We start from the raw sequence: 12,099 nt of genomic DNA on the forward strand, positions 1-12,099 counted from the left end.
GCCTCGATGCACAAGACGTTGATCGTGACCAACGACTTCCCGCCCAGGCCGGGCGGGATCCAGGCGTTCCTGCACAACATGGCGCTGCGCCTGGATCCCGCACAGGTCGTCGTGTACGCCTCGACCTGGAAACGCTCCCGGGAGGGTGTCCGGGCGACGGCCGCCTTCGACGCCGAGCAGCCCTTCACCGTCGTACGCGCCCGTACGCCGATGCTGCTGCCGACCCCGCAGGCGACCCGGCAGGCCGTCGGGCTGCTGCGTGAACACGGCTGCACCTCGGTCTGGTTCGGGGCGGCCGCGCCGCTCGGGCTGATGGCACCGGCGCTGCGCCGGGCGGGCGCCGAGCGGATCGTGGCCACCACCCACGGCCACGAGGCGGGCTGGGCGCAGCTGCCCGCGGCCCGGCACCTGCTGCGCCGGATCGGGGAGTCCACGGACACGATCACCTACCTCGGCGAGTACACGCGTGCGCGGATCGCCGGCGCGCTCACGCCCGAGGCCGCCGCGCGGATGGCGCAGCTGCCGCCCGGGGTCGACGAGAAGACCTTCCACCCCGGCTCCGGCGGCGACGAGGTCCGGGCCCGGCTCGGCCTGACGGGCCGTCCGGTGGTCGTCTGCGTCTCCCGGCTGGTGCCGCGCAAGGGACAGGACACGCTGATCCGCGCGATGCCCGAGATCCTCGCCGCCGAGCCGGACGCCGTGCTGCTGGTCGTCGGCGGCGGGCCCTACGAGAAGGACCTGCGCCGGCTCGCGCACGACACCGGGGTGGCCGGCTCCGTACGCTTCACCGGCGCCGTGCCCTGGTCCGAGCTGCCCGCCCACTACGGGGCCGGCGACGTCTTCGCGATGCCGTGCAGGACCCGGCGCGGGGGACTGGACGTCGAAGGGCTCGGGATCGTCTACCTGGAGGCCTCGGCCACCGGCCTGCCCGTCGTCGCCGGCGACTCGGGCGGAGCCCCGGACGCGGTCCTCGACGGCGAGACCGGCTGGGTCGTCCGCGGCGACACCCCCGCCGAGTCCGCCGACCGCATCATCACCCTCCTCGCCGACCCCGAGCTCCGCCACCGCATGGGCGAACGGGGCCGGGCCTGGGTCGAGGAGAAATGGCGCTGGGACCTTCTGGCGGACACCCTGAAAACCCTGCTCCGGACCGGAACCGGCCCCTTCGGCGTCTGAGGGAGCGGGGGAGCGGGGGAGGGCCAGGGGGAGGAGCAGGGGCCCGGGGCAGAGCCCTCGGGGCTCGGTGAGGGAAGGGGCGGTGGGTGCGGAAAGCCCTACGCCGAGTAGATCGCCTCGACCTCGTGGGCGAAGTCCTTCGCCACCACGTTCCGCTTCAGCTTCAGCGACGGGGTCAGATGTCCCGACTCCTCCGTGAACTGAGAAGGCAGCACCCGGAACCTCCGCACCGACTCCGCCTTGGAGACCGCCGCGTTCCCGTCGTCGACGGCGTCCTGGATCGCCGCCAGCAGTTCGGGGTCCTCGCTCAGCGACGCCGCCGTCGATCCCTCCGGCTTCCCGTGCTCCGCCGCCCAGCGCCCCAGGAACTCGTCGTCGAGCGTGATCAGCGCGCCCACGAACGGCCGTCCGTCGCCGACGACCATGCACTCCGCGACCAGCGCGTGCGCGCGGATCCGGTCCTCGATCACCGCCGGGGCGACGTTCTTGCCGCCCGCCGTGACGAGTATCTCCTTCTTGCGGCCGGTGATCCGCAGATACCCGTCCTCGTCGAGGGTGCCGATGTCGCCGGTGTGGAACCAGCCGTCGGCGAGCGCCTCCGCGGTCGCGGCCGGGTTGTTCCAGTACTCCTTGAACAGGTGCTCGCCGTGCAGCAGCACCTCGCCGTCGTCGGCGATGCGGACCACCGAGCCGGGCAGCGGCTGCCCGACCGTGCCGATCTTCTGCCGGTCCCAGGGGTTGAACGTGGTGGCCGCGCACGACTCGGTGAGCCCGTAGCCCTCCAGCACCGTGAAACCGATGCCGCGGAAGAAGTGTCCGAGGCGCTCGCCCAGCGGGGCACCGCCGGAGATGGCGGCCTCGCCGCGCCCGCCGAGCACCGCACGCAGCTTGCCGTACACGAGTTTGTCGAACACCCTGTGCTTGATCTTCAGGCCGAGGGACGGCCCCGACGGCGTGTCCAGCGCCTTGCTGTACGCGATCGCGGTGTCCGCCGCCTTGTCGAAGATCTGGCCCTTGCCGTCGGCCTGGGCCTTGGCGCGCGCCGAGTTGTAGACCTTCTCGAAGACCCGCGGCACGCCCAGGATCAGCGTCGGCCGGAACGAGGCCAGTTCGTCGGTGAGCTGCTTGATGTCGGGGACGCAGCCCAGTTTGATCGGCGCGATCATCGGCGCGATCTGCACCAGCCGGCCGAAGACGTGGGCGAGCGGGAGGAAGAGCAGGACCGAGCACTCGCCGGTCCGGAACAGGGGACGCAGCCGCTCCACGACGTTGCCGCACTCGACGAAGAAGCTGCGGTGGGTGAGCACACAGCCCTTGGGGCGGCCGGTGGTGCCGGAGGTGTAGATGAGGGTCGCCGGGTCGTCGGCCCCGGCGACGGAGCTGCGTTCCTCGACCGTCTCGTCGGCGACGTCCCGGCCGAGGAGGCCCAGTTCCCCGACCGCGCCGCCCTCGCCCGTGCCGCGGTCGATCTGCCACACGTGCTTCAGTGCCGGCAACCGGTCGCGCACCGCGTCGACCGTGGCCGCGTGGGAGTCCGACTCCACCACACAGGCGGTGGCGCCGGAGTCGCCGAGGATCCAGGCCACCTGCTCGGGCGAGCTCGTCTCGTACACCGGCACCGTGACCGCGCCGGCGCTCCAGATCGCGAAGTCGAGCAGTGTCCACTCGTAGCGGGTGCGCGACATCAGGGCGACCCGGTCACCGGGCCGGACCCCGGAGGCGATGAGCCCTTTGGCGGCCGTCCGTACCTCGGCGAGGAAGGCGGTGGCCGTCACGTCCTGCCACACGCCGCCGACCTTGCGGGCGATGACGGCCACCTCGGGGTGCTGCGCGGCGTTTCTGCGGACTATGTCGGTCAGATTGCCGTCCGCAGGGACCTCGTACAAAGCCGGAAGGCTGAACTCGCGCAAGACTGCTGCTCCTCTTAGGGCGCCGGCGCCACGACGGTGTGCGATGCGACGACAGTGCGGTCCAAGGCTCGGGCGGGTGCTCGAAGATTCACCTGTTGAAATCCTGAGCACGACTGGACTGCCCGGACGTTACCCGCCGGTATGGCCGGAACGACAGGGGGGCCCGGCGAGATGTTCGCTGCGTCACACAAGTTGGTGAACGGGTTGATTGCCATCGCGCACAGTAGTCCACGCCCTTGAGGGGAGCCAGTACGCGCAGGTCCGGCCGCCACTGTTCACAGGGGCCGCCCTCTGGCTAGGCTTGATCGCCATGGCATCCACACCGGCCGAAAACCGCCGTACGCGCGTTCACGTGGTCAGCGACGTCCACGGCAACGCCCGCGACCTGGCCACGGCCGGCGAGGGTGCCGACGCCCTGATCTGCCTGGGCGACCTGGTGCTCTTCCTGGACTACGCCGACCACTCGCGCGGCATCTTCCCCGACCTGTTCGGCACCGAGAACGCCGACCGCATCGTGGAACTGCGCACCGCGCGGCGCTTCGAGGAGGCACGCGCCTTCCAGGCCCGGCTGTGGGCGGGCATCGGCGCGGACCGCGCCGCGGCGATCCACAAGGCGGTGCGGGGGCAGTACGCCGAGATGTTCGCCGCCTTCCCCACCCCCACGTACGCCACGTACGGCAATGTCGACATACCGGCCTTGTGGCCGGAGTACGCGGGGCCGGGCACCACCGTCCTCGACGGCGAGCGGGTGGAGATCGGCGGCCGGGTCTTCGGCTTCGTCGGCGGCGGACTGCGCACGCCCATGCGCACACCGTACGAGATCGATGACGAGGAGTACGCGGCGAAGATCGAGGCCGTCGGCGAGGTCGACGTGCTGTGCACGCACATTCCGCCGGAGGTTCCGGAGCTGGTGTACGACACCGTCGCGCGCCGTTTCGAGCGCGGCAGCCGCGCCCTGCTGGACGCCATCCACCGCACCCGGCCCCGGTACGCGCTGTTCGGGCATGTGCACCAGCCGCTGGTGCGGCGCATGCGGGTCGGGGCCACCGAATGCGTGAACGTGGGGCACTTCGCGAGCCGGGGCCGGCCCTGGGTGCTCGAATGGTGAGGATGCCCCAGGTCGGGTGACGTGCCCCGGCGGGGTGCGCGATAGCCTTCCGCTGCACGGGCGTGCGCGTGGGCCGCGCACGGCGATCCGACTACGGCCCGCATCTGGAGGAGCCACGGCGATGGCGGAACACACCAGCTCGAGCATCACGATCGAGGCGGAACCGGCCGAGGTCATGGAGGTGATCGCCGACTTCGCCCGCTATCCGGACTGGACCGGCGAGGTGAAGGAGGCGGAAGTCCTCGCGACCGACGGCCAGGGCCGTGCCGAGCAGGTACGCCTCGTCATGGACGCCGGCGCGATCAAGGACGACCAGACCCTCGGGTACACCTGGACCGGCGAGCACGAGGTGTCCTGGACGCTGGTGAAGTCCCAGATGCTGCGCTCCCTCGACGGCTCCTACCTGCTGAAGCCGGCCGGCGCGGGCACCACCGAGGTCACCTACCGGCTCACCGTCGACGTCAAGATCCCGATGCTCGGCATGATCAAGCGCAAGGCCGAGAAGGTCATCATCGACCGGGCCCTGGCGGGACTGAAGAAGCGGGTGGAGTCCGGCGAGGAGCCGGGCGCCGCGTAGCACCGGCCGCGGGCGCGTGCACCGGTACCGTTCATCCCCATGCGTACCCTCCTGATCACGGGCCCCGGCGGCAACGGACGTACCACCGTCGCGGCGGCCACCGCGCTCGCCGCCGCCCGTGCGGGCGCCCGTGTCCTGCTGCTCGGCACCGACCGGACGGACACGCTGGGAACGGTGCTGGGCACGCCCGTCACCGCCGCGCCCGCCGAGGTCCTCCCGGGCCTCACCGCACGGCGGGTCGACGCCGGCGAGGACTTCCGCGCCGACCTGGCCGCACTGCAGGACCGGGCCGCCCCGGCGCTCGACCTGCTCGGCGCGTCCCGGCTCGACCCCGAGGAGTTCGGTCCGCTGCCCGGAGCCGAGGAACTCGCCGTACTGCGCGCCCTGCGGGACGCCGCGCTGCCGGACGTGTACGACCTGCTCGTCGTCGACCTGCCGCCCGCCGAGCGGGCCCTCGCCCTGTTCGCCCTCCCCGAGGACCTCCGCCGCGGCATGCGCAGGCTGCTCCCGCCCGAACGCCAGGCCGCCCGCGCCCTGCGCCCCGTGCTCGGCCGCCTCGCCGGGGTCCCGATGCCCGCGGACTGGCTGTACGCCACGGCCGCCCGGTGGGACACCGGACTGGCCGCCGTCGAGGCCGTCCTCGCCGACCGGGACACCGCCGTACGGCTGGTCGCCGAACCCGGCCCCGCGGGCGCCGACGCCGTACGCACCGCCGGTCTCGGCCTCGCCCTGCGCGGACTGCGCACCGACGTGCTGGTCGCGGGCCGGGTACTGCCCGAGAGCGTCGACGACAGCTGGCTCGCCGGCCCGGCCGCCCAGCAGCGCAAGACGCTGGACGAGTGGCGCCAGACGTACGACGTGCGCCCCGTCGCCCACCTCGGCCGCGACCCGCGCGGCCCGGACGACCTGACCGCGCTCGCCGTCCCGGGCGCGCCCGCCGCACCCGGCGTCAAGGCGGGGCCCGCCACGGCCGGGTGGCCCGTCACCGACCGGCTCGCCGACGAGGGCGTCCTGGTCTGGCACATCCCGCTGCCCGGCGCCCGGCGCGAGGAACTGGACCTGATCCGGCACGGCGACGCACTCGCCGTCACCGCGGGGCCGTTCCGCCGGACGGTCCCGCTGCCCTCCGCGCTGCGCCGCTGCACCGTCGACGGCGCGGCCCTGCGCGAGGGGGAACTGCGCATCCGGTTCCGGCCGGATCCGCGCCTGTGGCCGCGCACCCCGTGAAGCCGGTACGCCCGTTCGGGTACCGTCGGAGGGGCCGACCGTAGTCAGGAGTCCGTCATGAGCGAACAGCTCCCCCCGCCCGACGACACCGGGGACGCGCCCGTGGGCGGTTCCGCGTCCGACGCGCGCACGGCCGCCACCGACGACGTACGGCCCGGTGACGCCGGCCCACGGGCCGTCGACGCGGACGCCTGGGCGACGGCGTGCGCCGAGGACCTCGAGGCGGAGAGGGCCCGCCGCCGCGCCCGGTACGGACCGCCGCCCGCCTCGGCCGCCGAGGAACTGCGCAAGCTCGTCGACGTGGTCGCCGAGAAGTTCGACCAGCTCACCGGGGGCCGGTCGCCGCTGTTCGGCGCGGTCGCCGGACCGGCCGCGCAGCAGGCGGTGCGCCAGGCCGTCCAGCAGGCCAAGGCGGCCGTGGAACCGGTCGTCGAACGCAACCCCGACGTCTTCGACCACCTCGCCGCCGCCGGCAACGAGCTCCTCGCCGCCTACCGCTCCGCGGTCCAGGACCAGGAACGCCGCTGGACCACCCGCGACCCCCGCCCCTGGGACCCGGACGAGGTCAGGGACGCCCCCGGCGCCGAGGACACCCCCGGCGCCGAGGACGCCTCCGGTGCCGAGGACGCCAAAGGCGGGAGCGGGAAGCACGACCGAGGCAACGGCGGCGACGCCGACGCGGGTGACGACCGCCGCCGCGACCCCGGCGACGGGCCCGGACCCGGCGGGGAACGCATCGACCTGGACTGAGGGTGCCCGATACCGGGAAGCCGGCGCCAGGGCCTCGGGTACCGTGGGCGGTAGCGGGGCTCGACCGGAACTGAGGGATTCATGGGACTCACCATCGGCGTCGACATCGGCGGCACCAAGATCGCGGCCGGCGTGGTCGATGAGGACGGCAACATCCTCTCGGTCCACAAGGTGCCGACCCCGGGCACGCCCGACGGCATCGTGGACGCCATCGCCTCCGCGGTGGACGGAGCACGCACGGGGAACGAGATCGTCGGCGTGGGAATCGGTGCCGCCGGATACGTCAACCGCCAGCGCTCGACGGTGTACTTCGCCCCCAACATCGACTGGCGCCAGGAGCCGCTGAAGGAGAAGGTCGAGGCCCGCGTGGGTCTCCCGGTCGTCGTGGAGAACGACGCGAACGCGGCGGCCTGGGGCGAGTACAAGTTCGGCGCCGGCAAGGGCCACCGCAACGTCATCTGCATCACGCTCGGCACCGGCCTCGGCGGCGGCGTCATCATCGGCAACAAGCTGCGCCGGGGCCACTTCGGCGTGGCCGCCGAGTTCGGGCACATCCGGATGGTGCCGGACGGCCTGCTGTGCGGCTGCGGCTCGCAGGGCTGCTGGGAGCAGTACGCCTCCGGCCGCGCCCTCGTCCGGTACGCCACCCAGCGCGCCAACGCGACCCCGGAGAACGCGGAGACGCTGCTCGCCCTCGGCGACGGCACCCCCGACGGCATCGAGGGCAAGCACGTCTCCATGGCCGCCCGCCAGGGCGACCCGGTGGCCGTCGACTCCTACCGGGAGCTCGCCCGGTGGGTCGGCGCCGGTCTCGCCGACCTGGCCTCCCTCTTCGACCCCTCCGCCTTCATCGTCGGCGGCGGTCTCTCCGACGAGGGGGAACTGCTCCTCGACCCGATCCGCAAGTCGTACAAGCGCTGGCTGGTGGGCGGCAACTGGCGCCCGGTCGCCGACGTCCGGGCCGCCGAGCTCGGGAACAAGGCCGGCCTGGTGGGCGCGGCCGACCTGGCCCGGGAACCCGACCCCGTCATGTGACACCCCCCGCCTGCGACGCCGCCCGCCCGCCCCCCTCCCGGGGCCACGGCGGGCGTCGTCGTTCCCGGGGCCGGCTCCGCTCAGGAGCCGGCCCCTCCGACACGCCGGCCCCTCCGACACGCCGGCACCGCCGACCGGGTGGCTTCGCCGGGTGATGCCGATCGCCCGTCGGTCAGCCGGTCGCCTTGACGGGGGCGCTGCTGCGTCCATGGCGCCGACCGCCGAGCTCGACGTCGAGAGCCTCCCGGGCCACGCGCACGTCCTCGGCGTGGAGGGGATCCCGCAGCCGCTTCCCCCTCTCTTCCTCCGAGACGTACTCCACGCAGTCGACCACCCACCAGATGTTGCCGAAGGGGTCCTTGACACGTCCCCCGCGCTGCCCGAAGGCGTCGTCCGTCACGGGAGCGACGACCCGGCCGCCGGCTGCGACGGCCCGGGACAACGCCTCGTCCGCGTCGGCGACGAACACGCGCAGCGGGCTCGGGACGGCCGGCCAGTCGTCGTGCCGGTCGAAGGCCGGCACGACGGTGTCACCCACCCGGATCTCACCGTGCCCGATCAGACCGTCCCCGGTCGGCACCCGCCCGAGCTCCTCACCGCCGAACGCCTCGGTGCCGAAGCCGAGGAAGGCCCCCGTGGCGTCGGTGACGACCCAGGGCACAACAGTGGTGCAGCCCTCCGGCACGGTGTTGCTCCGCTCCGGCATCGCGGACCTTTCGCCGACGCCGGTGGCCGACGGCGACGGTAGGTGCCGGTCCGGTCGATTGCTGTCCTGAGCGGCGACCGGTCCCGGGCCGTGACCGGCCCCGCACCTGCGCACCGGAGGTGATCCACCTGCCCGAGAGCGTGAACATCCCAGCCGTCGTCCACATACCGCCCGTCCGGTCCCATGCCGGTCATGCGTCCGCCCGTGCGTGTCCGAGGGGGAGCCCGGAGGCGGTGTCCCTGGCCGAACACCCGGACCGGCCCGTACGCGTCGGCCTGTGCACGTCGGCCCGTACCGTGCTTTCGAGCGTGCGGGTCGGCGTATCTTGATCCGCATGGCGACGACTCCGCTGCTGCCCGACTCCCGGACAGAGTCCGACGGCTCGGCCGTGGTCCGTGTCCTGGGTTACAACATCCGGTCGATGTACGACGACACGGACGCCCTTGCCCGGGTGATCACCGCCTGCGCCCCCGACCTGGTCCTGGTCCAGGAGGCGCCGCGGTTCTTCCGCTGGCGCAAGAAACTGGCCCGGCTGGCCTGCGCCTCCGGGCTGGTGACCCTCTCCGGGGGTGCCACGGCCGCGGGCCCCGCGATCCTGTGCTCGCTGCGGGCGACCGTCGAGCGCACCGAGGACGTCCTGCTGCCGCGCACCCCGGGACTGCACCGGCGCGGCTTCGCCACCGCCGTCGTACGGTTCGGCGGGGCCCGGCTCGGGGTGCTGAGCTGCCACCTGTCGCTGCGGAAGGACGAGCGGTACGCGCAGGGCGGCATGCTCCTCGACCGGCTCGCCGGGATGGGCGTGGAGCACGCGGTCGTGGGTGGTGACCTCAACGAGCGACCGGACGGCCGTACCTTCCGGCGGCTGGGCGACTCCCTCACGGACTGCTGGGCCGCCGAACCCTGGGGCGGCGAGCACACCTCGACGCCCACCGAGCCGCACCAGCGCATCGACGCCCTGTTCGCCACCAGGGGCGTCGAGGTCCTGGGCTGCGGCGTCCCGCTCGACCAGCCGGGGGTGACCGAGGCCGACCTGAGGGCGGCCACCGACCACCTGCCGGTCCTGGCCGCGCTCAGAGTGCCGGCCGCGTAGTGCGCGCGGGCGAGCGCCCGGTCTCAGACCACCGCACCCCGGCCCGGATCGTCGTCCTCCTCGTCGCCGGTGCGCATCCGCATCACCAGCGTGGCGAAACCGCCCAGGAAACCGCCGATGCAGAGCGTGGTCAGCCACCAGGTCATCTCCCAGCCGAGCAGGATCGCCAGCAGGAGCAGCACCGGGCCGCCCAGCACTCCCAGCCACGCGAACCTGGACGTCACGTCGGCCTCGGGCAGCGGCGGGGGCTCCGGCGGGACGAAGTGGCCCTCGTCGCCGTCGTCGGCGTCCTCCTCCGACGGCTCGGACACGCTGTAGTCGCGCGGACCGCCCACGCCCGGGGCGAAGGCGACCGAACCGCCCAGCGGCTTGGCCGGCTCGTCCCCGGCCCGCGTCGGCGCCTCGGCCGGTGCCCCGTCGTCGGCGGCCCCGGTACGGGTGTCGGTGTTGGTGTCGGACTCCAGCAGCGCCAGATCCTCGACCGACTTGAACGGCTTGGCACCCGCCGGGTCCGGCGGCTCGTCACCGTACCCGGCGACGATCGCCTCCCACGCGGCGTCCTCGTCGAAGGGAGCGCCCTGGTCCCGACGGGCCGGGCTGCTGCCGTCACGCCCCTGGCCCGCACGTGCCTCGCTCGCCTCGCGCCCCTCCTGGTCCTCACGCCTTTCGCGGTCCTCGCGGTCCGAGTCGTGCTCAGCCACCTGTGGTCGTCCCTTCCTTGCCGAGACCGGGCTCCTTGACGGCGCCGGGTGCGAGCCGGCCGATGAACGCGGTGCTCTCCTGGAAGATCCGCTCCGCGTCGTAGTCCAACGTCGCCACGTGGTAGCTCTGTTCCAGCAGGACCTCCGTGACGTCGAGCGACGAGACGCGGCCGAGGATCCGGGCCGAGTCGGCGGGCGGCACCACGTGGTCCCGCGGACTGCGCAGCAGCAGCAGCGGCTGGGTGACCTGGGGAAGCTCGCCGTCGAGCATGCGCAGGAAGGTGCGCAGGGAGTGGGCCGCGTGCAGCGGCACCCGGTCGTAGGCCAACTCCTCGACCGACGGCTTGGCGATGTCGCTCGCGATGCCCTTCGCCGCCGGAACGAGATGACGGAGCACCGGGAGGGCGTGCGCGACCACACCGTGCACCCGGTTCGCCGGGTTGACGACCATGACCCCGCTCACCGCGTCGCCGTGCCGCGCGGCCAGACGCAGGGCCAGCGCACCGCCCATGGACAGACCGGCCACGAACACGCGCGAGCAGCGGTCCCGCAGCAGTCGCAGCTCGCGGTCCACCTCCGCGTACCAGTCCTGCCAGCCGGTGGCACGCATGTCCTCCCAGCGGGTGCCGTGCCCCGGGAGCAGCGGCAGCGAGACGGTCAGGCCGCGCGCGGCGAAATGCTCCGCCCACGGGCGCAGCGACTGAGGCGAACCGGTGAAGCCGTGGCAGAGGAGGACAGCGGCCTCCCCGCCCTCATGGCGATACGGCTCGGCTCCGGTCAGGAGCGGCACTTTCGGCCTCCCGGTCGTAAGAGTCGTCAAGGGCGTGGACGTCGTGGAAAGGGTGGAGGAAGTCCACGGGCCGCACACGGGTTGCAGGACCTTCACCGTACGCGACCGTACTGACACCGACCAGGGCCGTCGGAGCCATTGACGGTGCTCCGGGTTAGGGTCTGTGCCACACGCACAGGAAGGCACTCGGTTGTTGTACGGCGCGATGAAGGTCACCGTCGGAGGGTCGCTGAAGCTTGCCTTCAGACCCTGGGTGGAGGGCCTGGAGCACGTCCCCGCGGAAGGCCCCGCCATCCTGGCCAGCAACCACCTGTCGTTCTCCGACTCCTTCTTCCTGCCGGCCGTCCTCGACCGCAAGATCACCTTCATAGCCAAGGCCGAGTACTTCACCACACCGGGAGTGAAGGGCCGGCTGACGGCCGCCTTCTTCAGGGGCGCGGGCCAGCTCCCGGTGGACCGCTCCGGCGCGCGCGGAGCCGGTGAGGCGGCGATCAGGAGCGGCATGCAGGTCCTCGAACGCGGCGAGCTGTTCGGCCTCTACCCCGAGGGCACGCGCTCGCCCGACGGCCGTCTCTACCGCGGCAAGCCGGGCGGCCTCGCACGCGTGGCGCTCGCCAGCGGCGCGCCCGTGATCCCGGTCGCCATGATCGACACGGAGAAGGTCCAGCCGCCGGGGAAGGTCGTCCCGAAACTGGTCCGGCCCGGTATACGCATCGGCAAGCCGCTGGAGTTCAGCCGCTACGAGGGCATGGAACACGACCGTTTCGTCCTCCGCGCGCTGACCGACGAGGTCATGTACGAGATCATGAAGCTCTCCGGCCAGGAGTACGTGGACATGTACGCGACCGCCATGAAGCGGCAGCTCGCGGAGGCCGCGAAGGCAGCGAAGGCCGCGAAGACCGGGAGGGACGCGGAGAAGGCCGCGAAGGCCGAACTCGCCCGCGCCGAGAAGGCGGAGAAGGAAGCACGGCGGGAACCGGCTGCCGGGCGGCGGCGGTCCGACCCCTAGGGCGTGTGGACGGGGGCGGG

12 protein-coding genes are annotated in these 12,099 nt (G+C 73.1%); 8 read left to right on the forward strand and 4 right to left on the reverse strand.

Annotated features, from left to right (window positions below):
- Positions 1–6: 6 nt before the first annotated feature.
- Positions 7–1,176 (forward strand): glycosyltransferase family 4 protein, encoded by a 1,170-nt coding sequence (locus tag ORI94_RS02560; protein ID WP_266072035.1) that lies wholly within the window; start codon positions 7–9, stop codon positions 1,174–1,176.
- 98 nt (positions 1,177–1,274) lie between these two features.
- On the opposite strand, the gene ORI94_RS02565 is transcribed toward ORI94_RS02560, so the two are convergent.
- Positions 1,275–3,086, reverse strand: coding sequence for an AMP-dependent synthetase/ligase (locus ORI94_RS02565; protein WP_266072036.1), 1,812 nt, complete (start codon positions 3,084–3,086; stop codon positions 1,275–1,277).
- A gap of 310 nt (positions 3,087–3,396) precedes the next feature.
- On the opposite strand from ORI94_RS02565, the gene ORI94_RS02570 reads away from it, so the two are divergent.
- From ORI94_RS02570 to ORI94_RS02590, 5 genes are all read left to right on the forward strand, one after another.
- Positions 3,397–4,194 (forward strand): metallophosphoesterase family protein, encoded by a 798-nt coding sequence (locus ORI94_RS02570; RefSeq protein WP_266072037.1) that lies wholly within the window; start codon positions 3,397–3,399, stop codon positions 4,192–4,194.
- 121 nt (positions 4,195–4,315) lie between these two features.
- Positions 4,316–4,771, forward strand: a complete 456-nt coding sequence (locus tag ORI94_RS02575) for an SRPBCC family protein (protein WP_266072038.1) — start codon at positions 4,316–4,318, stop codon at positions 4,769–4,771.
- Positions 4,772–4,810: 39 nt separating this feature from the next.
- The gene (locus ORI94_RS02580; protein ID WP_266072039.1) at positions 4,811–5,998 is read left to right on the forward strand and encodes an ArsA family ATPase; all 1,188 of its coding nucleotides are present in this window, start codon (positions 4,811–4,813) and stop codon (positions 5,996–5,998) included.
- A 57-nt stretch (positions 5,999–6,055) separates the two neighbouring features.
- Positions 6,056–6,748: a DUF5304 family protein gene (locus ORI94_RS02585; RefSeq protein ID WP_266072040.1), complete on the forward strand. Its 693-nt coding sequence runs from the start codon at positions 6,056–6,058 to the stop codon at positions 6,746–6,748.
- A gap of 81 nt (positions 6,749–6,829) precedes the next feature.
- Complete coding sequence (locus ORI94_RS02590) at positions 6,830–7,783, forward strand: ROK family glucokinase (protein ID WP_266072041.1); 954 nt, start codon at positions 6,830–6,832, stop codon at positions 7,781–7,783.
- 172 nt (positions 7,784–7,955) lie between these two features.
- Here ORI94_RS02590 and ORI94_RS02595 read toward each other — a convergent pair whose 3' ends face one another.
- Complete coding sequence (locus tag ORI94_RS02595) at positions 7,956–8,489, reverse strand: VOC family protein (protein ID WP_266072042.1); 534 nt, start codon at positions 8,487–8,489, stop codon at positions 7,956–7,958.
- A gap of 334 nt (positions 8,490–8,823) precedes the next feature.
- Here ORI94_RS02595 and ORI94_RS02600 point away from each other — a divergent pair, with 334 nt between their 5' ends.
- Positions 8,824–9,579, forward strand: coding sequence for an endonuclease/exonuclease/phosphatase family protein (locus ORI94_RS02600; RefSeq protein WP_266072043.1), 756 nt, complete (start codon positions 8,824–8,826; stop codon positions 9,577–9,579).
- 23 nt (positions 9,580–9,602) lie between these two features.
- Here ORI94_RS02600 and ORI94_RS02605 read toward each other — a convergent pair whose 3' ends face one another.
- Positions 9,603–10,280, reverse strand: coding sequence for a hypothetical protein (locus ORI94_RS02605; RefSeq protein ID WP_266072044.1), 678 nt, complete (start codon positions 10,278–10,280; stop codon positions 9,603–9,605).
- Positions 10,273–11,070, reverse strand: coding sequence for an alpha/beta hydrolase (locus ORI94_RS02610; RefSeq protein ID WP_266072045.1), 798 nt, complete (start codon positions 11,068–11,070; stop codon positions 10,273–10,275). The genes ORI94_RS02605 and ORI94_RS02610 overlap by 8 nt, the downstream gene beginning before the upstream one ends.
- 205 nt (positions 11,071–11,275) lie before the next feature.
- On the opposite strand from ORI94_RS02610, the gene ORI94_RS02615 reads away from it, so the two are divergent.
- The gene (locus ORI94_RS02615) at positions 11,276–12,079 is read left to right on the forward strand and encodes a lysophospholipid acyltransferase family protein (RefSeq protein WP_266072528.1); all 804 of its coding nucleotides are present in this window, start codon (positions 11,276–11,278) and stop codon (positions 12,077–12,079) included.
- Positions 12,080–12,099 lie beyond the last annotated feature (20 nt).

It is taken from the genome of Streptomyces sp. NEAU-W12 (assembly GCF_026242095.1).
Taxonomy (GTDB): domain Bacteria; phylum Actinomycetota; class Actinomycetes; order Streptomycetales; family Streptomycetaceae; genus Streptomyces.

Excerpts from the sequence above, each read along its gene's own strand:
- ORI94_RS02560 (WP_266072035.1), top strand. The coding sequence starts at position 7 with ATGCACAAGACGTTGATCGTGACCAACGACTTCCCGCCCAGGCCGGGC.
- ORI94_RS02570 (WP_266072037.1), top strand. The coding sequence starts at position 3,397 with ATGGCATCCACACCGGCCGAAAACCGCCGTACGCGCGTTCACGTGGTC.
- ORI94_RS02575 (WP_266072038.1), top strand. The coding sequence starts at position 4,316 with ATGGCGGAACACACCAGCTCGAGCATCACGATCGAGGCGGAACCGGCC.
- ORI94_RS02580 (WP_266072039.1), top strand. The coding sequence starts at position 4,811 with ATGCGTACCCTCCTGATCACGGGCCCCGGCGGCAACGGACGTACCACC.
- ORI94_RS02585 (WP_266072040.1), top strand. The coding sequence starts at position 6,056 with ATGAGCGAACAGCTCCCCCCGCCCGACGACACCGGGGACGCGCCCGTG.
- ORI94_RS02590 (WP_266072041.1), top strand. The coding sequence starts at position 6,830 with ATGGGACTCACCATCGGCGTCGACATCGGCGGCACCAAGATCGCGGCC.
- ORI94_RS02595 (WP_266072042.1), bottom strand. The coding sequence starts at position 8,489 with ATGCCGGAGCGGAGCAACACCGTGCCGGAGGGCTGCACCACTGTTGTG.
- ORI94_RS02600 (WP_266072043.1), top strand. The coding sequence starts at position 8,824 with ATGGCGACGACTCCGCTGCTGCCCGACTCCCGGACAGAGTCCGACGGC.
- ORI94_RS02615 (WP_266072528.1), top strand. The coding sequence starts at position 11,276 with ATGAAGGTCACCGTCGGAGGGTCGCTGAAGCTTGCCTTCAGACCCTGG.